General features: G+C 38.6%; 19 protein-coding genes, 4 tRNA genes, 2 rRNA genes and 1 pseudogene. 8 read left to right on the plus strand and 18 right to left on the minus strand.

Translation table 11 applies throughout. The features are described from left to right. Positions 1–151: 151 nt before the first annotated feature. The 6 genes from DQL14_RS06140 to DQL14_RS06165 form a co-directional block, all read right to left on the minus strand. Complete coding sequence (locus DQL14_RS06140; protein WP_108169100.1) at positions 152–403, minus strand: DUF3293 domain-containing protein; 252 nt, start codon at positions 401–403, stop codon at positions 152–154. Positions 404–561: 158 nt separating this feature from the next. After that, a complete protein-coding gene (locus DQL14_RS06145; protein WP_000735874.1) occupies positions 562–741 on the minus strand; it encodes a hypothetical protein in 180 nt (59 codons plus the stop codon). 18 nt (positions 742–759) lie between these two features. Then, the gene (locus DQL14_RS06150; protein WP_001848286.1) at positions 760–1131 is read right to left on the minus strand and encodes a hypothetical protein; all 372 of its coding nucleotides are present in this window, start codon (positions 1129–1131) and stop codon (positions 760–762) included. Positions 1132–1193: 62 nt separating this feature from the next. Next, positions 1194–1415, minus strand: coding sequence for a hypothetical protein (locus DQL14_RS08415; protein ID WP_157956331.1), 222 nt, complete (start codon positions 1413–1415; stop codon positions 1194–1196). A 491-nt stretch (positions 1416–1906) separates the two neighbouring features. Continuing rightward, positions 1907–2024: ribosomal RNA gene (rrf, locus tag DQL14_RS06160) — 5S ribosomal RNA — on the minus strand. A gap of 236 nt (positions 2025–2260) precedes the next feature. Beyond that, positions 2261–5147, minus strand: a 23S ribosomal RNA gene (locus tag DQL14_RS06165). A gap of 713 nt (positions 5148–5860) precedes the next feature. On the opposite strand from DQL14_RS06165, the gene DQL14_RS06175 reads away from it, so the two are divergent. The 7 genes and pseudogenes from DQL14_RS06175 to DQL14_RS06205 all read left to right on the plus strand — a co-directional run bounded on the left by DQL14_RS06175 (position 5861) and on the right by DQL14_RS06205 (position 12645). Continuing rightward, the gene (locus DQL14_RS06175) at positions 5861–6085 is read left to right on the plus strand and encodes a hypothetical protein (RefSeq protein WP_108169951.1); all 225 of its coding nucleotides are present in this window, start codon (positions 5861–5863) and stop codon (positions 6083–6085) included. Between the two features lie 57 nt (positions 6086–6142). Beyond that, positions 6143–7876, plus strand: coding sequence for a DUF262 domain-containing protein (locus DQL14_RS06180; RefSeq protein ID WP_108169102.1), 1734 nt, complete (start codon positions 6143–6145; stop codon positions 7874–7876). 40 nt (positions 7877–7916) lie between these two features. Further along, positions 7917–9170, plus strand: a complete 1254-nt coding sequence (locus tag DQL14_RS06185) for a single-stranded-DNA-specific exonuclease RecJ (protein WP_108169103.1) — start codon at positions 7917–7919, stop codon at positions 9168–9170. A gap of 41 nt (positions 9171–9211) precedes the next feature. Beyond that, positions 9212–11072, plus strand: a pseudogene (locus DQL14_RS06190) (hypothetical protein). A gap of 115 nt (positions 11073–11187) precedes the next feature. Next, a complete protein-coding gene (locus DQL14_RS06195; RefSeq protein WP_108169104.1) occupies positions 11188–12087 on the plus strand; it encodes a hypothetical protein in 900 nt (299 codons plus the stop codon). A 152-nt stretch (positions 12088–12239) separates the two neighbouring features. Beyond that, complete coding sequence (locus DQL14_RS06200) at positions 12240–12458, plus strand: type II toxin-antitoxin system HicB family antitoxin (protein WP_000906664.1); 219 nt, start codon at positions 12240–12242, stop codon at positions 12456–12458. Further along, a complete protein-coding gene (locus DQL14_RS06205) occupies positions 12451–12645 on the plus strand; it encodes a type II toxin-antitoxin system HicA family toxin (protein ID WP_001114659.1) in 195 nt (64 codons plus the stop codon). Before DQL14_RS06200 ends, DQL14_RS06205 begins: the two co-directional genes overlap by 8 nt. A 73-nt stretch (positions 12646–12718) precedes the next feature. On the opposite strand, the gene speA is transcribed toward DQL14_RS06205, so the two are convergent. Genes speA through metG form a run of 6 tightly spaced genes read right to left on the minus strand, consistent with a single transcriptional unit; the run spans position 12719 to position 19960 of the window. Further along, positions 12719–14566: an arginine decarboxylase gene (speA, locus tag DQL14_RS06210; RefSeq protein WP_108169105.1), complete on the minus strand. Its 1848-nt coding sequence runs from the start codon at positions 14564–14566 to the stop codon at positions 12719–12721. 14 nt (positions 14567–14580) lie between these two features. Further along, complete coding sequence (locus DQL14_RS06215; RefSeq protein WP_108169106.1) at positions 14581–15750, minus strand: glycosyltransferase family 4 protein; 1170 nt, start codon at positions 15748–15750, stop codon at positions 14581–14583. 4 nt (positions 15751–15754) lie between these two features. Beyond that, positions 15755–16183 (minus strand): hotdog domain-containing protein, encoded by a 429-nt coding sequence (locus tag DQL14_RS06220; protein ID WP_108169107.1) that lies wholly within the window; start codon positions 16181–16183, stop codon positions 15755–15757. Between the two features lie 15 nt (positions 16184–16198). Beyond that, positions 16199–16984, minus strand: a complete 786-nt coding sequence (gene cmoB, locus DQL14_RS06225) for a tRNA 5-methoxyuridine(34)/uridine 5-oxyacetic acid(34) synthase CmoB (protein ID WP_108169108.1) — start codon at positions 16982–16984, stop codon at positions 16199–16201. Positions 16985–16987: 3 nt separating this feature from the next. Then, a complete protein-coding gene (locus DQL14_RS06230) occupies positions 16988–18007 on the minus strand; it encodes a ferrochelatase (protein ID WP_108169109.1) in 1020 nt (339 codons plus the stop codon). Continuing rightward, positions 18008–19960, minus strand: coding sequence for a methionine--tRNA ligase (gene metG, locus DQL14_RS06235; RefSeq protein WP_108169110.1), 1953 nt, complete (start codon positions 19958–19960; stop codon positions 18008–18010). Between the two features lie 169 nt (positions 19961–20129). On the opposite strand from metG, the gene cfaS reads away from it, so the two are divergent. Beyond that, positions 20130–21299 carry a cyclopropane fatty acid synthase gene (gene cfaS, locus DQL14_RS06240; protein ID WP_108169111.1) on the plus strand — a complete coding sequence of 390 codons (1170 nt, stop codon included), beginning with the start codon at positions 20130–20132 and terminating at the stop codon, positions 21297–21299. Between the two features lie 2 nt (positions 21300–21301). On the opposite strand, the gene DQL14_RS06245 is transcribed toward cfaS, so the two are convergent. The 6 genes from DQL14_RS06245 to hpaA2 form a co-directional block, all read right to left on the minus strand. After that, a complete protein-coding gene (locus tag DQL14_RS06245; protein WP_108169112.1) occupies positions 21302–23173 on the minus strand; it encodes a mechanosensitive ion channel family protein in 1872 nt (623 codons plus the stop codon). Between the two features lie 611 nt (positions 23174–23784). Further along, positions 23785–23861: transfer RNA gene (locus tag DQL14_RS06255), tRNA-Arg, on the minus strand. Between the two features lie 18 nt (positions 23862–23879). After that, a tRNA-Arg gene (locus DQL14_RS06260) sits at positions 23880–23956 on the minus strand. Between the two features lie 60 nt (positions 23957–24016). Then, positions 24017–24093 (minus strand) — tRNA-His (locus DQL14_RS06265). A gap of 67 nt (positions 24094–24160) precedes the next feature. After that, positions 24161–24238 (minus strand) — tRNA-Pro (locus tag DQL14_RS06270). Between the two features lie 182 nt (positions 24239–24420). After that, entirely contained in the window at positions 24421–25170 is a 750-nt protein-coding gene (gene hpaA2, locus DQL14_RS06275; protein ID WP_108169113.1) for an HpaA2 protein, read from the minus strand. Positions 25171–25182: the final 12 nt, after the last annotated feature.

Raw genomic sequence — 25182 nt, forward strand, 5'->3', positions numbered from 1 at the left:
TAAAAGTCTCTGAGTAATTCTTTAAGAATTTAGGGGAGTTGGGGCTTTCTCAATTTTGGTCAATATTGATGTGGTTAGCAATCTTAATTTTTTGACCCCTTTTATAAGGCTTATAACCTTCACCCTTCCTTTTTCTCAAAGAATGCGGATTTTAAAGGGTAGTGAAATACAACCACGCTTCAGAGCTGTTGCTAGTAGAATACACCACGCTATCTTGTTTGTATTGGTATCCAAGCTCTCTAATGGTTGTCAATAAATCCACACCTAATGCGTAGATAAGAAAGCTAGGTTCTTTACTGCCTTGATAAACGCCATTGACTTTAATGTAACCAATTTTTGGGTATAGTTTTTTAATATCCGCTTCCAATTCCTTGTTTCTTTGGGTATTCTCTGCATCGCTCATTAGGTGTTTAGAAAAGATAGCACCAACAGACCCACTTATAATAATCCACAATCATATCAGCGGCGGTATCAAACCCTTCATCTTGCCATAAGCTCAACTTAAACTCTCTGTTAGCCGAAAGACACAAGCACTCATCGTTATATAGATGTTTATACAATCTAGAAAGGAGCGGTTATGCTGTATTTTTCTTTTTTAGTCAGCTCATCAAACGCCTTTAAGTTAGGGTTATTCATAGCTTCACTTAAAGTCGTTTTTAAAGTCGGTTTGATTTTGTAAGTTTTCATAGCATTGATGAGACTTTGACTGACTTTATCGCTTGTAATATTAAGTTTTTTCATGGGTTAGTTCCTAGAACGCTATCCAACCTGAACGCCTTTTTCATATCCACATAACCGGAAAGTGCCTATTACCCCACCCGTTGTGCTAGTTTTCATTCTATTGGCGTCAAGTTTGGCTTTTAAACTCTGTAAGGTGTTTTCGGCTATTTGTGTGGGTTTATAGAAAAAGAACTTCTTTCCGTGTATTTTTGAATAAGCACTTTGGAATGATTTAGCGCTAGGGTTCATATCTTTACCAAAACTGACAAGCTCTGATTTTCCTATTAACTGACCGAATTTACATTTCCTGTGTATTTTGCCAGAGAAGCCATAAGCCTCAACCCCATCAAGGTTTGGTGTGGTGCAAATGAGACTAAATCTAGCATAAACCTTACCGCCTTTTTCTACCATTTCAGGACACCACGCAATGCTGTCTTGCTCGAATTTGTTTCCTAATTTGATGAGTTCTGCTCTTAAATCAAAGCGATGGTCTTTGAGCGTATAGACAAAAAAGAAACTTCATTACTAGGAATATCGCTAGCTTTTTCTTGGCAAGAACCTTGAATAGTAATAAATCCCACTTCAGGGTATAACGCTCTTAAGAGAGACTTGAGGTGTTTAGTCCGCTTCATATTGGTTTCTCTAGTATAATTCCCCATGAATACTGAAACAATTCCGCATTGACCCTCTATCATATGTTCATAAACCCTAGATAGACCCGCAGCGCTCAAGTCAGCCTTCTGCTTCTGTGAAAGCTATTGTTCTTTTTAAGTTAGGGTTACTCGCTCTCAATTTAGCGAATTTTTCAGCCGTCCCATAATGATTAATTCAGGTTCAGTGCCATTCTTTAACTCTGACTTTTTAACATTTTAAAACCACTAGACATTGACTACCTTTTCAAATTTATTTATTATAGTTGTTATCTTACACTAATTATATAGGGATAAAAACCCAAGAAACTAAAAATAGTGATACTATATAAAACAAAGTAAAACATACCAATGCGTGTTATCAAACCATTAAAAACAATAAAAAAACTTAAACAAAATAAGCAAGCAAAAACCTTTGAATAAATCAACAAAACAACCAAAAATAAAAAAAATAAAAAAGCAACAGAAAAATAAAGCACTAAAATATAATCAATAATGAAATTAAATAAAAAGCAAGACTAAAAAACATTTCCCTATCCTTGCACCGACCTACATTCCCACTCTTGAAAAGAGCAGTATTATCAGCGATGAAGAGCTTGACTTCCAGGTTCGGAATGGTTAACTGGGTAGTTCCTCTTCTCTAAAGGCACAAGGAAAAGGGAGCTAAAGATAAAACGCATTTACCCTTAACTCCCCTTTCTCTTTATAGGGAGCTGTTTTTTAACAAAGAAGATCGTTAATAGCTTTTAACTTTAAACCATTGAGATGGTATCTCATTCCTCATTAAAGTTTAACCCTATAAAAGTCTTTATAAAACTCTAACTCTCTTACACTCAGTAAGGCAGTGGTAACCCATTCGCACTTATTGCCGTTATCTTATACAAAAAGCAAAAAACAAGCCAAACGCTCTATTAGTAGTAGTCAGCTAAACGCATTACTGCGCTCACACATCTACCCTATCAAGCACATAGTCTTTGTGCGAGCTTCAGGGAAAGTTTATCTTGGAGTTGGCTTCCTGCTTAGATGCTTTCAGCAGTTATCACATCCGTGTGTAGCTACCCAGCGATGCTCTTGGCAGAACAACTGGTGCACCAGTGACACGTCCATCCCGGTCCTCTCGTACTAGGGACAGCTCTCCTCAACTTTCCTACGCCCACGGCAGATAGGGACCGAACTGTCTCACGACGTTCTGAACCCAGCTCGCGTACCGCTTTAAATGGCGAACAGCCATACCCTTGGGACCTGCTCCAGCCCCAGGATGCGATGAGCCGACATCGAGGTGCCAAACCTCCCCGTCGATGTGAGCTCTTGGGGGAGATCAGCCTGTTATCCCCGGGGTACCTTTTATCCTTTGAGCGATGGCCCTTCCACACAGAACCACCGGATCACTATGACCGACTTTCGTCTCTGCTTGACTTGTATGTCTTACAGTCAGGCTGGCTTGTGCCATTACACTCAACTTGCGATTTCCAACCGCAATGAGCCAACCTTTGCAAGCCTCCGTTACTTTTTAGGAGGCGACCGCCCCAGTCAAACTACCCACCAAGCATTGTCCTGCCTGTGGATAACACAGGCCAGTTAGCTAACAGAAACATCAAGGGTGGTATCTCAAGGATGGCTCCATAAGAGCCAAAGCCCTTACTTCAAAGCCTCCCACCTATCCTGCGCATGATATTCCCATTAGCAGTGCTAAGTTGTAGTAAAGGTCCACGGGGTCTTTCCGTCTTGCCGCGGGTAGGAGGAATTTTCACCTCCACTACAATTTCACTGAATCTCTGGTTGAGACAGCTCCCATCTCGTTACGCCATTCATGCAGGTCGGTATTTAACCGACAAGGAATTTCGCTACCTTAGGACCGTTATAGTTACGGCCGCCGTTTACTCGGGCTTCAATTCAACGCTTCATCTTGCGACTGACGCATCCTCTTAACCTTCGAGCACCGGGCAGGCGTCACACCTTATACTTCCTCTTACGAGTTGGCAAAGTGCTGTGTTTTTGGTAAACAGTCGGGAGGGACTCTTTGCTGAGACCGCATTGCTGCGGCACACCTTATCGCGAACTTACGGTGCTAGTTTGCAGAGTTCCTTAACCAGAGTTCTTTCACGCGCCTTAGAATACTCATCTCATCTACCTGTGTCGGTTTGCGGTACGGACGACTATGGATATGCTTAGAGGCTTTTCTTGGCACGACGGTATCAGCGATTCTCCCTTTGTCCTAAAAGGACTCAAAGAGCCTGTTTGGGTTTCAAATACAGAGGTGGATTTGCCTTCCCTCCAATCTACGCCCTTAGACTAGCGCTTCCATCAGCTAGCTCGCTTAACCCTATGCGTCCCCCCATCACGCTCCATAGTCGGTATTGGAATATTAACCAATTTGCCATCACCTACCCCTTTCGGACTCGGCTTAGGACCCGACTAACCCTACGATGACGACCATCGCGTAGGAAACCTTAGATTTACGGCGGATACAATTCTCATATATCTTATCGTTACTCATTCCTGCATGCTCACTTCATACCACTCCAGCACTCCTTACCGGTATACCTTCAACGCTGGTATGAACGCTCTTCTACCACTGTGTTTAACACAATCTACAAATTCGGTGTCTATCTTAGCCCCGTTATATTTTCAGCGCATGACCACTAGACCAGTGAGCTGTTACGCTTTCTTTAAAGGATGGCTGCTTCTAAGCCAACCTCCTGGTTGTTTGAGTAGCCACACATCTTTTTCCACTCAGAATAGAACTTAGGGACCTTATTTGGTAGTCTGGGTTGTTCCCCTTTTGACGATTGATTTTATCACCCACCGCCTGACTCCCAAGATACGATAAAAGGTATTCGAAGTTTGATAGGGTTTGGTACCGCGGCGAGCAGCCCTAGCCCAATCAGAGCTCTACCCCCTTTTATTATCACTTGAGGCTATACCTAAATATATTTCGAAGAGAACCAGCTATCACTAAGTTTGTTTGGCCTTTCACCCCTATCCACAGCTCATCCCAACCCGTTTCAATGGGTACGAGTTCAGTCCTCCACGCGCTATTACACGCGTTTCAACTTGGCCATGGATAGATCACTTAGCTTCGGGTCTGCAGCATCTGACTTGTTCGCCCTGTTAAGACTCGCTTTCGCTACGGCTTCGCATTCGCTTAACCTTGCCAGATACCACAACTCGCAGGATCATTATGCAAAAGGCAGTCCATCACCCTGATAAATCATAGGGCTCTGAATGATTGTAAGCAGATGGTTTCAGGTTCTATTTCACTCCGCTCACTGCGGTTCTTTTCACCTTTCCCTCACGGTACTTGTTCGCTATCGCTCAAAGAGTAGTATTTAGGGTTGGAGAGTGGTCTCCCCGGCTTCAACCTGGATTCCTCGTGTCCTGGCCTACTCTGGATCCTGCTACCTAAAAACGCCTTGTCGCATACAAGGCTATCACTTTCTATGGCTTACCTTTCCAGGTAACTCTGCTAAAGCGTTCTCTTGGATGTTGCAGTCCTCAACCCCGAATGCAAGCACTCGGTTTGCCCTTTTCCCCGTTCGCTCGCCACTACTTAGGGAATCTCGTTGATTTCTTTTCCTCTAGTTACTGAGATGTTTCACTTCACTAGGTTCGCTCTCTATTAAAGAGTAACTAATATCTCTATTAGTTGGGTTGCCCCATTCGGACATCTACGCATCAAAGCTCCTTGACAGCTCCGCATAGCTTATCGCAGTCTAGTACGTCCTTCATCGCCTCTCTTTGGCAAGGCATCCGCCATCTGCTCTTAAAAGCTTGTTTTAAATTTTAAAATATCCTTTAAAACCCGCCCTTTTATAATGAATAACGACAATTGCACGAATATTCTTCAGCGCTACCACTGCCTTAATGAATATAAGACAGAGTTATTGTAGTTTTACTTTACTTTTACATAGGCTATTAACAATGTTAAATCAAATAACTTCGTTTTTCTTTAAAAACTTGCTACAATCGCTCTGTTAAACCCTTTAAAGAAGACTAAAAATGCTTGATCCCTAATCTTTTTTAAGTGCCAAGTTTAATCAGTCAATGAGCTTTTTATTTTTAAAAGCTTTTTGGCTTTTATGACTTGTTTAAACTTGTTTAAAAGCTTTTTGGCTTTTAGAACTTGTTTGAGTGGTTTCAAATTAAAGAACTTTTTAAAGCTTGTCTTTAAAAACGAAATGTAATTATAGACATGCAATGCTTAAAGTTTGCTTAAAGTTTTGAGAATTTTGGAAGAAAATTTAGAGTTTGAAAGGAATTTTAAAGTTTGAAAGGAATGGATAAGCGTTATTGGAAATGATGGGGGAGCGATTGGAATGGGGGGCTAAAAAATAAAGCTTTAAAGATTAAACGCATCATTAAAATAAGATAAAAACGCATCATTAAAAAACAAAACGCATCATTAAAAAATAAATACGCACCATTAACCATTGATTGAATACCACTAGATACAATGCTCCATGTCATCTTTTTTTCAAAAAGGGGTAGAAATGGCATTCAACCATTCAAGCAATCAAGCAATCAAGCAATCAAGCAATCAAGCAATCAAGCAATCAAGCAATCAAGCAATCAAGCAACGCTACCCTATTATTATAACTTTTACCAAAACCGATTTAAAAATCCCCTACTCTTTATTATTCCCCCTATTATTAACCCTTTTATTCCCTCTCTCATTAATCCGTGCCACAATTTTTTTAAACCATTTGATTCCATAAGCCCCATTTTTAAATCAGTGGGGCTTACAGAGTTAAATTCAATACAAGGAGAAGACGATGGCAAAAGTAGAAGTAGAGTTAAAAAAACTCCATCAAATTTTAGTGGATGCTGAATATTTTTATCAAGTTCCCGATTACCAACGCCCTTACGTGTGGGATAAGGATCATTTAGGGGCTTTGATTGATGATCTGGTGGGCAGCTACACAAACAATAAAGAAGATGAGTATTTTTGCGGCTCTATTGTGATCGCTGAAAATCCAAAAGATAAAAGATGGGATGTTGTGGATGGCCAACAGCGGTTAACGAGTTTTATCATTCTGGCTTGCACGATTTTAAGGCTTTATAAAGATAGTCTTGAGCAAAAATCTAAAGCTTTTATTGAAGATAGTATTTATGACAGATACGATAAAGAAAAAGAGCGTCTGAAATTCTTAACCGCTCAAAATTACAATAGTATTTTTGAAAACACGGTGTTAAACCATTTGGAGTTTGAAGACAACATTAAAAAGAGCGAGTTGAATAAGAAATTTGAAGAAAACACTTATTTGCGTAACGCTTATTATTTCAAGGAGCTATTGAATGAGAGTGTGGAAAATGGTTCAATAAGCGATATTGATGATTTTGTCAAGTGGTTTTATGAACACATTGTTTTGACCAGGATCATTTGTTTTGAGCAAGACAGCGCGATGCAAATCTTTCAAGTGTTAAACGACAGAGGCCAACCCTTAAGCCCTATTGATATTTTAAAATCCAGTTTAATGCAAGAAATCAAACAAGATAGCGAAAAGCGTAAGGATTTTATAACCACTTGGGATAAATTGGTTGAAGCTTGCAAGAGCGTTGAGGGCGTGGATATTGATTTGGAAGACTTTTTTAACATGTATTTGGAATACGCTGATCCTAGCGCTTCTAAAAAGAGGGCCGATAAGGGATTAAAAAAGGTATTCAAAGACAGCAAAAAAGACGCTTGCGAGTTCATTTATGATGTGAGTACTTTTATGAAATCTTATACCGATTTGTTAAAAAAACCAGACCGATATATTTATTTATTAAGATACCTTCCCTCCAGATTTTGGGCTAGTATTTTAACGACCGCCCTTCATGTCAAATATCCTGATTTTGACGCTTTGAAAAAGCTTTTGGTGTCTTATTACTATCAAACTTGGATTGCAGGAGGCACGATCACGCGCATCAAGCAAACGAGCATCAACATTATCAAAAATGTTAAAAGCAATAAAGACATTGAAACCATCAAAGAGCTTATATTGAATAACATAGAATCTTATAACACCTTTAACCAATACCACTATAACTTATGGGAGAGCTCTTCTGTTTATCCTAGCAAATGGGTGCGTCCTGTCTTAGCCTTAGCTAACTATTTCATGGCAGATGAAGAGAAACCCCATTTTATCGTTATGGATGCCGAAACCCAAGTGGAGCATATTTTGCCACAAAAGCTCAAAAGAGGCAGTCAATGGAACGCGGATTTTGACAAAGAAAAAAGAGAAGAATGGGTAAATAATATCGCGAATTTAACCCTTTTAAAGCGTAAAAAGAACGCGCAAGCTTTAAACGGGGATTTTGATGAAAAAAGAAAAATTTATGGAGGCAAAGACACGAGCAAAGTGATTAGCTGTTATGACATCACTAAAGAATTGTATAGCAATTATAGGAAGTGGAATGAGAAGTCCCTCCAAGAGCGATACAAATCTTTGTATAACACTATCACGCCTGTTTTACACATAGAGGGGCAAGAAGATGATTTTGAAGATGATTTTGATCTAGAATGATTAAAGATTGCCAAGCATCAAAACAACAAAGAAGTGATCAATGCCTAAAAAAGAGCTATTAAAGATGTCAAAGAAAAGGATTTTTAAAGACTTCTTAAAAGAAGCCAAACAGCACCGCCCCATTGTTTTCTATACAGACAATGATTGTGATGGCATGTTGGCTGGCAGCGTTTTAATGTCTATGTGTTACAGATTGGGTATTAAAGATTTCTTTTTCTTTAGCCCCTTAAGGAATGCGCATGGCTATGGTTTCACTGATTTAGCTATAAATGATTTATTGTCCAAACCTTGCATCTTTAACCCTAAAACCAACCAATTAGTCCGCCTAGATTGCATTAAAAACCAATTTCAAAAAGACCCCTTATTGTTTAGCGCTGATTTGGGGGCGGATTTGGCCGCTGATACACAATTGCAAGAAATCTTATTAGAGCGTTTTGAACAATGCATCATCACAGACCACCATAAGAGTTTTGAAATTGATTTGATTGATGGAAATAAAATCGCTTACATTAACCTGAATGATGAAAAAGACGCTAACTATTATAGCGGGGCTTTCACAAGCGCTTTAGTGTTTAGTCAAATCTTTCAAACGCAAACCACTCCTTTAGAAGAAGAATTGATCGCTATCACGCTTTTAAGCGATCGCATTGATTTGGATCATGGGGATAATTTGGATATGGTTTTGAATTTAGCACCAGTTAAACATGAGCGCATTCAATGCTTTTTCAAAGATAAAGATCTTTCTTTAGCCCAAGACGATTTAGATGGAATTTCTAACTTATACGGCTTTAATTGCATCAATTATATCAACGCTTTAAGCCGTTTGAGTGGGGCTAGAGAGTTTAAGGGTTGTTATAATAGCTATTTGCACTATCTGGTTTTAAAGCATTTCAATCCCATAAGCGATCCGTGCTTAAGCGTCTTTAATGTTAAGGAATTCAAAAGATACAACGACATTAAAAAGAAAATGGTGAAAGAAAGCGAAGAAAACGCTCAAATTTTTCCTTGCAACAAAATATTAGTGGCTCTTTTAGATGAAAGCTGTTCTATTAAAGTAGGTGTTAGCGGTTTAGTGGCTAATAACTTTTTAAAAAAATACCCTTCCAATCGCTCCCTTTGTATCTATAGAGACAATAAAGACGGGTATAGTGGTAGCGCTAGAGGTGGTGGGAATTTTTTAAGCCAGATTAAAACCATTCCTTTAATACAAGCTGGCGGGCATGAGGAAGCTTTTGGGTTGAGCTTTGCAAAAGAGGATTTTGAAAAAGTGATAAAAAGCTTACAAGCCTTATAAGGTCAAATAACGCTAATGAATAATTTTAAAAAGGACTTGACATGTTATTGGATTATGATTTTTTATTGTTATTGAATGATGAGAGCGGGAATCCAACCAGATACTACTATTTGTTACAAGATTTTGAAAAGGATTTTGTGGCTAGTAAAGTGGCTCAAAATGGAGCGAAGCGATTCGTTAAGGAGATCATTGGGAGGGAGAAAGTCTCTAAAACTAAAAACAGCACCATTGCAGTTTCTAACACAAAGGCTTCTGCTGTTAAGAACGAAACGATTGGAAGCAGCGATCTTAAAAAGGCGTGTGAGAAAATCAAAAGCGGGCTACCCTTTGGGATCATCTCAGCCTTTAAACCCTTTAAAGACGCTTTTTATAGGGATTTCAATCATAATGAGCAAAAATTACTGATAGGGGTGGCTAAAAGCGGTTGCATTCAATCTAGCACTGATAAAGCGGCTCAATTAAAAGCGCGCTTACTCTATTGGCAGGACAAATCCGTTAAAGTGGATTGGGATAAACCCATTTTGATTAAGGACTTCTTTAAAGGCAATGATTACCTTTATAGGAGGCTTTGTTTTTTATTGGGGAAGCATTTTATGGATAGATTTTTAAAAAATAACGCTAAGGCGAGCGTGAAAGACTTTATGTCTAGTAAGGAGTTTGTCGCTAAATACCGATACACTCCCAAGCAGAATACAGAAAAAGCAAAAAAGTTACAATCGTATTTAGAGAATAAGCACGATTTTATAGGGTTTGTTCAAACGCTTAACTCTCTAAAAGACAACCCGCAAGATCCTTTTTTACCCAATGAAGAAACGAGCTTTTTGGTGTTTTCTAATGAACCTACTATCGTATTTAATTTAAGGGACTATTTATTAGTGCTAGCGCAAATCTTTAACCAGCAAGCGATCTGTTATTGTGAAAGCAAATGCCCTATAGAATTAATCAACGCTTCACCGGGTAAGGACTTTAACAAGACACAAGACAGCTTTTCAGACATCAAATTCTCAACACCCAATCAATTAGAACAATCCCTCAACGCTCTTAAAAACAAGCTAAGCGCATTCTTTTCAAAACACCCTGATAAACATAACGGCATGGAGTTTAATGAAATAGCTAAAACTCAAATAGAAGCGCTTTATATGCCGCAATCTAGCGATGGTTTTGATGATTTTCGCGAGCATCTTGAAGATAGCATTAAAAAGTTTTATCAGAGCGAAAAAAAATCGTTATGGTTTTCCTAAAATCTTTGATGTTGCAGACATAGAACAAGAAGAGAGGGAAGTCATTGAATGGCGAGAAAAAAAGAGAGCGTCAAAACAAAGCTATAAACAAAACCTTCAAATCAACAAAATCGCTAACGATTTAAAGCGTGATAAGGTAGTGGATAAAAGAACGATTTTAAGCGTGATAGACGCTGATATAGAGCGTGGTTTTATCCCGCCTAAAGATTTGTTAAAGCAATTAGAAAAAATCAGTGCTTCTCTTTCTAAGGACATCGTAATAGCGATAAAGCAAGTAGAAAAATTAGAGCTTAACTATGCGCTAATAGACAATATCCAACACAACACGCTTGATGACACGCTTAATTTTACCTTTATTATTGGGGATTCTTTGAGCGTTCAGTCGCTTTATGTTACCTTTCATCTTGTGATTGACATGGATAGACCCATGAGCGAGCAGTCCCTCAACCATATTGGGGAATTGGGGAATTTTGAATCTAGAGAGCGAGCGTTAGAGTGGGTGCGACTAGCAGAATCTAAACTGATCATTGAAACGCCCAGAGAAGCGCTAAAAAATGCGGAATTATCGCAAATTGAAGAAATATTAACCGGCTGTATTTTTAATGGCGCTTACCGCCTTCAAAACGATCTTAAGGGCAATAGACATGGAAATTTTAAATAAAATTCACACCCCAACAAGGAGGAACAAGCCATGCCAAAAAGATAAAAACATTAAAAAAACATTGAACGGACGATTATAGCGGATTTTAAAACAAATTTTTATCAAGGAGTATTTTATGGGTTTTCAAAACGAAAATAAGTTAGAGTTAGGCGCGTCAGTCAAAGCCACGATCAATAACAAAGTGGTGGAGGCTAAAGTCATTAATATTGGGTTTAATCGTGTAACCTTAAGGAGCCAAAAAGGCAACGAAGCCACTTACGCTTTCAATAGCGAAAAATTCTTAAAATGGTTTAAGAAAGTGCCTTTGAATGAAGTTGCGAATAATCACGCTGAAACAAGCGGTGATGATTTGTTGAAAAATGTTAAAATCGTTACGAGCGGTGCGAGTGTCAAGGATAGGACTTCTACTCCTAAAGAGAAAGAGGATAGGTTTAAACTCGCTTTTGGATTTAAGACTACGGATGATAAGACTAGCTTTGAGATTATTGCGGAGGATTATACTTTAAGCGAGAGAAAAAGTAGGCTCGGTGCGTTATTATCTCCTATGTTTTTTGAGGGTAGTGGTAATCAAGCAACCGCTATCATTCTTACCGCTCTCCATTATGCGAAAGGTTTAAATAAACATAGCGATGCGGAGTGGCGTGCTATGATTGATAACCGAGATGAGAAAAAATGCGAGATTGAGACACTAGACCACTTGGATAGAGTTGGAACGACTTTATTCTGTGGTGTGATTAAAGAGTATGCGGAGGGTAATAAGGAGTTTGAAAAAGAACTTAACGACTTTTCCCCTGATGGTTTTTGGGCTATGACTTTACCTAAAAACAAAAATGAGACGTTGTTTGTGGCTCAATTGCTTTGCGATGGCGGTATCAATAAATACGGCTTAAGCTGTGCGGGTCTTACTGAAAATTTATTAAAAGACATTTTTAATAATATTGGACTAGCAACTGCTAAAGAGGTTGATGAGCATTTAGCGAATATGGATAAAGAGGAGGCGGAGTTAAAAGAATAAACCCCCCCCATTGGGGTGGCTCTTCTTTTTTTTTATCTTTTCTTTTCTCTCTTTTATTTTTCTTTTTTCATTCCCTCCCTAATCTGTCCATTTAATTTTGTTTAAAATATATTATGTGTATAATCATAAGAAATTTAATCAAAGGTAGTGCCATGCTTATAAACGCTGTCATAGAAAAAGATGAGAATGGGTATTTTGCTTTTGTCCCCTTTCTAAAAGGCTGTGTATCACAAGGGAAAAGTTATGAAGAAGCCCTAAGAAACATTAAAGAAGCCATAGAGCTTTATTTGGGAGATTTAGAAGCCGATGAGTTAGCTTTTCTTTCTAAGAAAAATTCTGTAATAGCACCCATTGAGATAGCTTTTGCCTGAATTGCCACGACTCACAGCTAAAGAAGCAGAGAAGCTATTATTGCAGAATGGATTTGTTTTCTCTAGGCAAAAAGGCAACCATAGAATTTATGTGAAAGATAAGATCAGGCAGGTTTTGCCTTTTCATTCTGGCGAAATCTTGCACCCTAAAATAGTGAAAGAAATCATGGAAAATATCCTTAAATGAAATCTAAAGAAGTCTTAAAGATCTTAAACAATATAAAAACCCAACAAAAAGCGTTTTTAGTGGGTTTTTGCTTTTAAGAAATCGTGCGCAAATACCCGTTTTCGCTCAGCATGACATACAGGCGCCCCATGATTTCTTTCTTTTCTTCCATGTCTAGTTGGTTGTTGTCTTCAATTTTTTGCTTTAAAAGGCGCTCAATTTCTTTAGTGTCATAGTCCAAATCGTCTAGCACATCTAAAATCGTTTGGGCTTCGCAAATATCTTCCACTTCATAATCGCCTTTTTCATCAAAAACCACGCTAAATTCCGTAGGGTGCGTGAATAAATTGTGCTTCATGCCTAAAACTTCTTGATACGCTCCCACTAAAAAGAACGCTAAAAAGTATTCTTCTTCATCTATATCTATATCGTGCAAAAACAAGGGCTTCGTGGAATCAAAAGCGATTTCCCCATCGCTATCGCAAGTAATATCCCACAAGCTCGCGCTCCTGGTGGGCTTTTCATCTAATTTATTCAAGGGCATGACCGGGAAATTCTGCCTCAAGCCCCAATAATCCGGCAAGCTTTGGAAAAACGAGCAATTCAATAAATAGCGCTCTTGGACTTGCTCTTGAATGCGCAAAATATCATTATGATCCTTAACATAAAGCAATTGCACCGCTTTTTTGACAATCAAATGGGCTAAAACTTCAGTGTTGCTCCTGTCAATCAAATCAATATAGCCCAAATCAAAAAGCGTGAATAGCGACTCGGTGTGATCAAAACTATCATGCAAGTATTCAATGGCGTTTTTTTCATTGATATTAGCGAGCAAGTCTAGCATTTCATCAATCAAAGGGGGGTTATTATTTTCTTTGATTTTTAGGGATTTTTCATTGTATTCATGCGAAAACAATTCTAACACCGGGGCCACCAAAACGGCATGGTTAGCGGAAATATAACGGCCTGATTCAATGAAAATGTCCGGCTCGATTTCTTGCTTATTTTTCACAATTTCTCTCAATAAAAACACCACATCAGCGCTGAATTCCTCTAAAGTGTAGTTTTTATCTTGGTGGTGCTTGTGCTGGGTGTATTCTACGGCTAACCCCCCTCCAATATTCACGCTATTGAGATTTTTAGCGCCCATTTTACGCAATTCTGCATACAAGTTTCCCGCTTCTCTTAAAGCCTTTTTTAAGGGCGAAATATCGCTGATTTGAGAGCCTATGTGGAAATGTATCATGTGGAAATGCTCTAACAAGTCATTTTCTTCTAAAAGGCGCATCGCTTCTAAAACTTCAGTGCTGCTAAGACCAAATTTAGAATTGATCCCCCCACTCTTTGCCCAAACGCCAGTGCCAGTGCTGTGCAAACGGATGCGAATGCCAATTTTAGGGCATGCTACAAAATCGTTTTGTTTAGCCACGGCGATAATGGTTTTCAATTCATTCAAACCCTCAATCGTTAAAGTGATTTCATGCTGCATGCTTTTAGCGATAAAGCCAAGCTCAATCATTTCTTTGTCTTTAAAGCCATTCACGGTGATAGGGGCTTTAGGGTTAGTGTAACTCATCGCAATGATGAGCTCAGACTTGCTCCCGGCTTCTAAACCATAATCCAAGCCCTTAGCCCCCTGAACTAAAGGGAAAACAAACGATGGCATTTGATTGACCTTTAAAGGGAAAACCGCCTTAAAAGCCCCGCTGTATTGATACTCTTTAATCGCCAAAGAAAACGCATCAAACAAGCTTTTGATTTGTTTTTGCACCAAATGGGGGAATCGCACCAACAAAGGCCCTCTATAGCCCTTATCGCGCACGCTTTGAACGATTTCTAAAAGCGAGGGGTTTTTGCCATGACAAACTTTAACCAAGCCTTTTTCTATCTTAAATTCGTTATTGCTCCAAAAATTAATCCCATAATCATGGACTTCTTGCATTTTTTATCCTTTTGTTACGATAAGGTTTTAAAGAGATGGGGGTTGTTTTTAAAATCTCTGATCGCTTCTTCATAAACTTTTTCAATTTGAATGACTGAATTTTCTAAAGTGTAGTTTAAAGCGCTTTTAGCGTATTCGTTTTGCATCCTTTCTCTTTCAAGCTTGTTTTCTAACCACCAATCTATTTTAGCGCTCAAATCTGTAGCGTCATCAGGTTCAAACAGCGATCGTTCATCTAGCGCGAATTGCCTGGTCGCGCTTAAAGGGCTATTAGCGATAACAGGCACAATCCCCACGCTAATGGCCTCTAAGCACGCAATCGCTTCGCTTTCCACATTGGCCGTGTGCGCATAAAGGGTGCAGGTTTTTAAGATCTCTAACAATTCATTAGAATTGACAAACCCAAACTCCGTTTTTACGCCTAGTTTTTGGGCTAAAAGTTTGATTTTTTTCTCATCAGGCCCTTTGCCTTTGAGTAATAATACAATGTCTTGTTTGTATCGGCTTAAAGCAATCGCTTTGATTAAAACGCTTTGATTTTTTTCATTAGAATAGCGCCCTACCATAGCGATTTTAAAGGGTGTGGTGTCAAAAAGGCTTTTTTGCGGATGTTCAAATCTAAACATGGGATCAAAGCCGTTAGAAATAGCGTATTTTTTCCCTCCATAGTTGTATTTTTCTAATTCTTCTACAATGAATTTTGATGGGCAATGGATATGGTGGATATAGCGGTAATGCGAAGATTTAAACCACGAAAAAAGCGTCATGTTAAACCAAGAAAACCACCCCAATTTCATATTATAAGAAATATGCTCTGGCTGTAAATGGAAAGAGCCAATGTAAGGCACTTGCATTTCTCGCGCGATTTTTACGGCTGTTTTTTCTAGCAAAAAAGGCAAATAAGTATGGATCATATCCGCTCCCTTAAAAGCCTTCCTTAAGATTTTTTCATCCGGTTTAGCAAAAAGAATGTGCTGTTTGTGTGAGATTTCTGTAACTAGGGGGATATAGCGCTCTTTAAGGTTGTAATACCCTTCTTCTTCACTCCCTAAATTATCCACATGAGGGGCAACCACTCTCATCGCATGCCCTCTTTTTTTCAGCGCTTCAAAAAAACGAAACGCTGTCATAGAAGTGCCATTACTGGTGTCTTTAAAGCTATCCACGACTAAAACAATAACCATTTAACTACTCTTCTTTAAAATTGAATTTAAAAGGCTTTTTATCAAACACCACAATTTCTATCATTCCCTCTAAAACCTGAATGTCTAACACAAACGCCTCTATTTTTATTTCAGCTTTTTTCACGCCATTTTGAATCACTTGCGCTTTAATGAGCGCTTCTTGATTCAATTCTAGGGGGGCATAAAAATTGATGTTATTAGAAACCACCACGCTGTGTCTTTTATTCAACGCGCACAAGGCCGCATAATTGCACGCAATAAGCACAAATCCGGCATGCACAAAATTTTCTTCATACACCATGCTTTCATTGCCCTTGAAACGCGCATGGGCTATATCTTTTTCTAAAACGACCAATTCAGTGCCAACGCTTGGTTTGAAATTCTTACAAGTCTCTAAAGAGTCATAATCCACACGAACGACTGATTCTTGCACTATCTTATCCTTTATTTAACGCTTGTTTGGTTTAAGCATCTTAAAATACCCCCTTAAAGGAGCATCATACCCCTCTAAAGTTTTAGAGGGATCCGTTTTATCCAAAAAATCTTCCAAACTCTGCCCCAAAATAAAATCCGTTTTACGCTGTTCTTTAGGCGTGGTCTTTGAAACGCTAAGAATCTCAAAATTTTCAAACCCTACCCTTTCGCACCACCCCTTTAGCGCGCTAACGCTAGGGATAAAATAAACGTTTTTCATTTTAGCATAAGTTTTTTTAGGGCAAAGGGCGATGTCTAGGGGCGAATCAATGATTAAAGTGTCCAACACCAACTCCCCTTTTATCTTTAAAGCATGATACAAGGCTTTTAAAGCCTCTAGCGGGCTTTTTCTGTGGTATAGCACCCCTAAGCAAAAAATGACATCAAAAGCATTAGGATACTTTTCATGCAAATCCTCTACCCCTAAAGACTCATAAATGATTTTTTTTTCTTTATCAAAAAAGGGGGCTAAAAATTCAAATTGTTTTTTGACTAAAACGCCCGGATCAAACCCCACCAAACTTTTAGGCTTATATTCTAGCATTTTAAACAAGTAATAGCCGTTATTGCAACCCACATCAGCCACAACCTTATCTTTTAAAGGAGTGGCGTTTTTGACTAGATCCCATTTAATGGAGCTGTCCCATTCGCTATCAATCTTGATTTGAGAAATTTTAAAAGGGCCTTTACGCCATGGCCTTAACGCCATGATTTCTTCTAAAAGGGTTTTTGGATTAATTTTATCGTTACAAATGAGCATGACTTACCATAGCGTGGGGGTTTTTTTAAAAAGAGGGGGGTTTAAAAGGGATTCTAAATGATGGGAGCTAATCCCATAAATAAAAGCGAAATTAAACGCTAAATTTTTTAATTGCTCTTTTAAGTTGTTTTGGGTGGTGTAACAATAAGGGTTATTTTTTTCAAAGAAAGCCGCGCTGTTTTTACGACAAAACACGACAATTTTCCCCCACGATAAAATCTCAAAGGCTTTTTGAAGCATCATTTCAAACAATTCTTTTGACGCCTCAGCAACAACCACCCTTGCCGTTGCGCCATAAGGGGCTATTTCTAGATTCTTATTCACAAAAAAGGGTTTGCAATGATCTAAAGGGTATTCTTTTTTGCCCAAAAGATTCAAATCAAACTCAATTTGTAATTTCTCGCACAATTGAATGACCCTTTTTAAAGGCTCTAAAAAGATGCATGGCATTTTGAATTCGTATTCTTGTTTTTCATAGACTAAAGCGCTGCAAAAAAAGGATTGGTTGAGAACGATTAAACGGCTTTCCTTTAAATATTCCTTTAAATCTTCTTTCAAGCGCTCTTGCTTATAAAACAAATGGAGCCACTCCAATTTATCAAAAAAGGCTATTTTACACCCCTCTATAATGAATAAATCTTCAAGGCTCTCTTTCAAGCACCACACAAAATTGCTCACCATGATTTTAGAAGCGATCTCTAATTCTATGGGGCTTAACAACGCCCCGACCACGCGCTCATTCAACAAGCAAAATTTAAACAAATGATTCAAAGAATGTTCTATATCTTTAAGCTTGATCCATGCCACATCCCTATCGCTTACAGGATATTCTCCTGCGTATAAAATCCCATAAGCCCCTAACTCTAAAGCTTTAGGAATGAGAGCATGATCTTTGGCGACAAATAAAGAGCCTTTTTGGACTTTGTTTAAAGACAAAACAATAGAATTAAAATAGCTGATTGAGGGTGTGTTTTGCAATTCGCCCAAACTCAATTCTACGGCTTCATTCACCCCTAATCGCATTTAGCTGATCAAACTTCCTGCAATTTTTTCTTTGGTAGGGCTGATTAAAGCCAGATTATCGCTATCTCGCACCGCTAAAATCATGCCCTCACTCATTTCACCCATAAGCTTTGCGGGTTTTAAATTAGCCACCACGCACACCATTTGACCCACCAAGCTTTCAGGCTCATAATCCAAAGCGATCCCTGAAATAATCTGCCTCAAATAACCTTCGCCTAAATCCACTTTCAAGCGCAGTAATTTATTGGATTTTTCAATCCTTTGAGCTTCTTTGATAAGCCCCACTTTGATCTCTACTTTTTTGAAATCCTCAATGCTGATATAGTTTTCTTGTTTTTGGGGGGCTTTTTCTTTTGCGTCCTTTTTTTCTTTTTCGTTTTTTTCTGGTGAGACTTCTCCCGCTTTTTCAGTCCTTTCAATTTTCTCCATTTTGGAAAATAAAGGCTCGGTGTCTTGTAAAATCATATCTTGTAATTTTTTAGCTTTAAAAAAGCGTTCGTAATTATCGGGCGTGATTTCTGTGTTGAAAGCGTTCGCTAATTTAGCCGCACTCTTTGGCATGAACGCATAGAGCAAAAAGCTTGATTGCAAAAGCGCGTTTGCGATCAAACTCAATAAGGCTTCTAGTTTTTCTGATTCGTTGTTTTTGTGCAAAACCCATGGCTCTTCTTTAGCGATGAGTTTGTTTAAAAAATCATAAACATTAAACAATTCCTCTAAAGCTTTATGCAATTGCATTTTAGGCACAAAAGAATTAGCGTTATCTAAGATTTGATGCACTTTTTCTAGCTCTTTAGAATAATAAGCGGTGATTTTTGCGCTTTTTAGAGAATGATTGAAATATTTTTTAGCCATGCCTAGCAAGCGATTCAGCAAATTCCCCAAATCGTTATTCAAATTCGCATTGATCCTTTCTATTAACGCTTTTTTAGAAAAATCCCCGTCTTGCCCAAAAGGCACTTCACGCAATAAAAAATAGCGTAATTCCTCAATCCCATACTCCATAGCGATTTTTTGAGCGTCTAAAACATTACCCAAGCTCTTACTCATTTTCACGCCCTCTATCGTCCACCACCCATGCACGCAAAGCTGTTTGAATAGGGGCAAATTCAAACTCATCAAAAAAGCCGGCCAATAAATGGCATGGAAGCGTAAAATATCCTTACCCACAATATGCCTAGCGCATTCAAAATGTGCCATTTTATTGTCTAAATCATTCAAATACCCTAACGCGCTCGCATAATTCAATAAAGCGTCCAGCCAAACATACACCACATGTTTAGGATCGTTCATTTTTTTAGGCAAAGGAATGCCCCATTCAAAGCTCGTGCGCGTGATAGACAGATCCAATAAACCCTGCTCAATAAAAGAAGTTACTTCATTTTTACGATAAACGGGCAAAATCGCTTCAGGGTTTTTAGCGTAAAAATCCAATAAAGGCTTCTCATACGCGCTCAATCTGAAAAAATAACTCTCTTCTTCTAAAAGCGCAGTCTCCCTCAAGCAATCAGGGCATAAGACTTTATCGTTCGTGTTGTCCGTTTTAGAGATCGCGCAATAACTCTCACAGCTCACGCAATAATACCCGCTATAAGCGCCTTTATAAATATCCCCTTTTTCAAACATGATTTCAAAGGCGTTTTGCACGCATTTTTGATGCTCGCTGTCTGTGGTGCGGATAAAACCATCATAATCTAAATTGAAAAAATCCCACTGGTCTTTAAAAATCGCGCTAATGCTATCGGCGTAAGCTTTAGGGCTTTGATTTCTCAGTCTTGCGCTTTGTTCGATCTTTTGCCCATGCTCATCGGTGCCGGTTAAAAAAAAGACTTCTTCGCCTTGAAGCGTGTAATACTTCTTTAAAGTATCCGCAATCAAAGTCGTATAAGCATGGCCAATATGAGGGATGTCATTCACATAATAAATGGGGGTTGTGATCAGTGATTTTTGCATCTTTATAATCGTGTTACCTTAAATTTGTTTAAATCTCTTAATTTTAACATGCTTTTAAAAATTTAGAGAATAGAGGTTGAATTTATGCTTATTTGTGGGGTGTTTTTAGCTTAAAATTCATTATAATTAACGCTTAAAAAATTGAAAAAAGAGTTCAAGGAATAGACAGATGATTTCAAAATTTTTGCTCAAAAGCATGTTCAAGCAGTGGAAAAACGGCGATTATCAGGTCGTTTTTTGGGACAATAGCGTTTATAGGAATGGCGAACATTCGCCTAAATTCACCCTTAAAATCCATCGCCCCCTAAAATTTAGCGATATTAAAAAAGACATGTCTTTGACGATCGCTGAGGCTTATATGGACGGCGTGATTGATATTGAAGGCTCTATGGATGAGGTGATGCATTCTTTGTATTTGCAAACCAATTATGAGCATTTGCACAAACATGATAACGCTAAAGCTATCCAAAAGCCTATCAAAGAAAGCTCCAACATTTCTAAACATTACGATCTAGGGAATGACTTTTATTCTATCTGGTTAGATGAAACCTTAAGCTATTCATGCGCGTATTTCAAAAAAGACGATGACACCCTCCATGCCGCCCAACTCCAAAAATTAGATCACACTTTAAAAAAGCTCCACCTAAAGCCTGGCGAAAAACTGCTAGATATAGGCTGTGGCTGGGGCTATCTCTCTGTAAAAGCCGCACAAGAATACGGGGCGGAAGTGATGGGGATCACCATTTCTAGCGAACAATACAAACAGGCTAACAAACGAGTCCAAGAGCTAGGGTTAGAGAATAAAGTAACGATCAAGTTATTAAATTACCAGGATTTAGACGGGCGCTTATACCGCTTTGATAAGGTGGTGAGCGTGGGCATGTTTGAGCATGTGGGTAAGGATAATTTGCCCTTTTATTTCAAAAAAGTTAAAGAAGTGTTGAAGAGAGGCGGGATGTTTTTGCTCCACTCCATTTTATGCTGTTTTGAAGGCAAGACTAACGCATGGGTGGATAAATACATCTTTCCAGGCGGCTACTTGCCCTCTTTAAGAGAAGTGATGAGCGTGATGAGCGAATGCGACTTCCACTTGCTCATGGCTGAAAGCTTACGCATCCATTACGCTAAGACTTTAGACATTTGGCGAAACAACTTCAACCACAACCTAGACCAAGTGAAAAGACTCGGCTATGACGAACGCTTTATCCGCATGTGGGATCTGTATTTAAGGACTTGTGCGTCCGCTTTTAGGGTGGGGAGCGCGGATTTATTCCAATTGCTTTTAACCAACAGCGTGGATAACACTTTCCCCTTAACCAAAGAATACATCTACCAATAATTTCAGATTTTAGCCCCTTCTTTCAGGCTAACTTCTGGCAAACTCTCCACATACAAACTCTGTGATGGGAAAGCAAAACTCAAATGGTGCTTTTCCACAATCCCCATGATTTTTAGCATCACATCTTCTTTGACTTCTAGCCACTCTTCCCAAACCACTGTTTTAGAAAAGCAATACACTAAAATATTGATAGAGCTGTCTGCAAACTGGTCTAAAAAGACAAACAGATTGTTTTTATACCCTAAAAAATCGTCAATAGAAACAATATCTTTTTTAAACATGTAGCGGTAATCGCTCGCGTTTTGCAAAGCGCTATCGGCTCCATTGGCGATTTTAGGGTGGTTTTCTAGCATTTCTTTAATGTCTTTCACGCAAAGCTGTAAAGCGCTTTGGCTGGAGCTATAAGTTAAGCCTATTTCCATTTTAATACGCCTTCCCACTTTACGCCGGCTCCAATTCCTGATGGGTTTTCCGGCTAATTCTGAATTAGGCACGGACAAAAGAGCGTTATCAAAGGCTCTGATCGTGGTGCGCCTTAACCCCATTTCCACCACCGTGCCCTCCACTTCACCGCACACAATCCAATCCCCTTGAGAAAACGAATTGTCTAACAACAAGATGACAGAAGCAAAAAAATTCGCCAACACGTCTTTAACCGCCAAAGCCACCGCTAACCCCCCAATCCCTAAAGAAGCGATGATGGCTGAAACATTAAACCCCAGTTGTTTCAAAACCCCTAAAAGCGTGACAATAAAGATCAAAAAATACACGACTTTTAAAATCAAGTTGATCACTTCTTTTCTAAAATTGTGCGTGCTTTTGGTAGCCATATTCGTAACTAACGCTTCCCCATAGCCTTTAAAAAGCGCTATCACTAACCATGCTAAAAGCATGATATACACCGCGCCCACCCACATAGAAACTTTAGGGGGCGATGCGTTAGGGTAGTAGAAAATATCTAAAGCTATATCGCAACTAAATAGGGCTAAAAAGACAGAAACCGGCGAAACAATGCTTTTTTGCACATTGACATGCATTGTTTTATTGCGCTGCATGATTTCAAAAATCCAATCCAGGAATTTGGCTAAAAGCCAAGTGATCAACTGCCTTAAACCTAGCAATAAGGTTAAAATCATCAAAGCAAGCGCAATCTTACTCACTTGCAAGCTATGGGCTGTGAAAGGCAAGACCTTGCTGATTTTGTTTAACACAAAATCCATATTCACTTCCATGATCAAGTTTTTAGGAAGCACTTCTTTAGGGTGGTTTTTAATGTAACGCAAGACTTCGGTATAAGTGTTCAAACGCAATTCATAATCGCTAAACATCTGCTCTAATTCATGCATTTTGACATTGTCTAAATTTTTAGGGAAAGTGTAGAGTTTGAATTGCCCTAAACGCAAAAGGAAAGAATCGCTGATACTTTCCACATCTTTTTGTTCGCTAAAAATATCAATACTGCTCCTGATTTTATCTATAAAACGATACAAAATTTCATCTATCAACAAAATATCTAAAGACAATCTGTCTTTCATGAAAGTGTAGAAATTATCGCCCTTAATGCTTCTAGACAAGCGCTTTTTGATTTTCTCTTGCTCTTTTAAATTTTGATTGATATCAATGCCAATTTTATCCCTTTCATTCAACACTTTAGAAGTCAAACTTTTAATCAAGTCATTCTTTTGGGTGTTATACAGAGAGATTTCAGCGCTTCTTTCAGGGTTTTTCTTGTAAGTTTCAATGACTTGATTGAGTTGGTTGATTTGATTGAAAATCAAAAACAAATCCACCGCATCCGTTTCATGCTCTTCAACCGCCCTCAAAGGATTTAAAAACAATAACAACACCAATACCCACCACAATAATAAACGCATGCAAAACCCCACTAAAACAAGATAGAATCTTTCTCATAATTTCTAGCGATTATACCAAAAATTAGAAACGCTCCACCCCATAAAGTTACCCATGCAATTTGAAAACGCTTTTTATCTATCCCTAAAAAGCGGGCTTTATCCCAATTGTGAGCCTCTTTTCAGATCGCTATATTTCTTGATGGCTTTGAGTATTTTTACATTTTATGATTGAGATTCAATTAAAAACAGAGCCTTAATTTTTAACAAGTCTTGCTTTGATTTAATATTTTTATAGCAGGATTTCGCACAGGTCGTAGTCAAAAAGCTTTCCTTGTTCGGCGCGATAAAGTCATGGGTAATGCGTGTATCTTTCATTCTTACATATTTCTCATTTTTTAGGTTTTTATAACCACTTTTATTAATGTTTTCGTATAAGATTGTTTTCATGCAAGATCTGTGTTTTAGAGATTTCCAACCCCACCACTTGTCATTGGGCTATTTTGATGATCAATCTTTAGAAGAAAAAACCATAAAGATGTAGTATCCTATGCCTATAAGAAAAACAAGAATCAAGAAAATGAGTAATCCCCACTCTAAAGAATCCATAACTCCTCTTTAAAGAATGTCAAAAGTGGTGCGCTTGGCAGGACTCGAACCTGCGACCTACGGCTTAGAAGGCTGTTGCTCTATCCAGCTGAGCTACAAGCGCATGATATTTGGTGTTAGGTGGTGCGCCCGAAGGGAGTCGAACCCCTAACCCCCAGATCCGAAGTCTGGTGCTCTATCCAATTGAGCTACGAACGCTTACAATTCAAATAAAGGAATGACTAACATAAAACTTGGTAAAACGCTTATTTAATGAGATGGGGTGGAAGATGGGAATTGAACCCACGACCCTCAGGACCACAATCTGATGCTCTAACCGACTGAGCTACTCCCACCATTCAATGAAAGGAAGCGATATTCTACCAAAGAATTTTAAACAGAACAATAAATTATGCAAAAAAGTGGTCGGGGCGAAAGGATTCGAACCTTCGACCCCTTGGTCCCAAACCAAGTGCGCTAACCAGACTGCGCTACGCCCCGAAATTTTCACATGAAGCGTTATTATAGCTGAATTTTCTAATTTTTGAGCGTAATTTTTCAAAAATGCCACTAAAATCAAAAGCGGCACTCAAAAATTATTAATCCAAACTCCCCCCACCCTTTTAAAAAGCTACTTTTTAAAAACAGCTCTCAATGATTCTAAGCTTTTCGTTTCTAAAAAACTACTTTCGCTTTTTCATCTCGCTAGAAACTTTTTCATAATGTTCCATGTGTTTTTTGCTCAACTCTTTAGTGATATGCACCATCACTTTGTGATAGGCTTGATTCATGATCTTTCTAATGGCTTGATCATGATCGGTTTCTTTAATCTTATGCACAAAAGTTTTGGGGACAAAACCTCCAGAATTGGTGCGCCGCAATTCCACTCTTTCAATCACAGCCTCAATCTTTGAAATATCAACGCCAAAACTATGGATAATGTCTTCACTTTTTGGTTCAACAAAATTCAAGTTCAAATACCCTGAAGACATGTCTATAACCTTTTCTTCATTTGCCGCATCGTTTTCTTCCACAATATCTTCTAAAATCGCCACATTCCCATCCATGCGTAAAACGAGCAACGCTTTTTCTTTGATGTCTTGAGGGATTTCGCTAGCATCTTTAAATTGCGAAACGCTATAGCCTTTTCTCTCTAAAAAACTACTCAACTGGAGGAATAAAGACTTCTCAAACTCTTTTTGATAATTTTCAGGGATAACTTTATTGATCTCTATTTTAGGTTCGATCAAAACGACTAAATGGCTGTTTTTAGGCTCTTGCTTGCCTTTAATAGGATAGTGGAAATGCAACTCCACGGACTCGCCCGTATTATTGTGCTGCTGCTTTGCAGGCATTCCATCAGCCAAAGCCGTATAAAACGCCCCACTCGCTAATAGCGATCCTAAAACGATTGCCAAACTACCTTTTTTCATTAACTTCCTTTC

Source organism: Helicobacter pylori NCTC 11637 = CCUG 17874 = ATCC 43504 = JCM 12093 (genome assembly GCF_900478295.1).
Taxonomy (GTDB): Bacteria; Campylobacterota; Campylobacteria; order Campylobacterales; family Helicobacteraceae; genus Helicobacter; species Helicobacter pylori.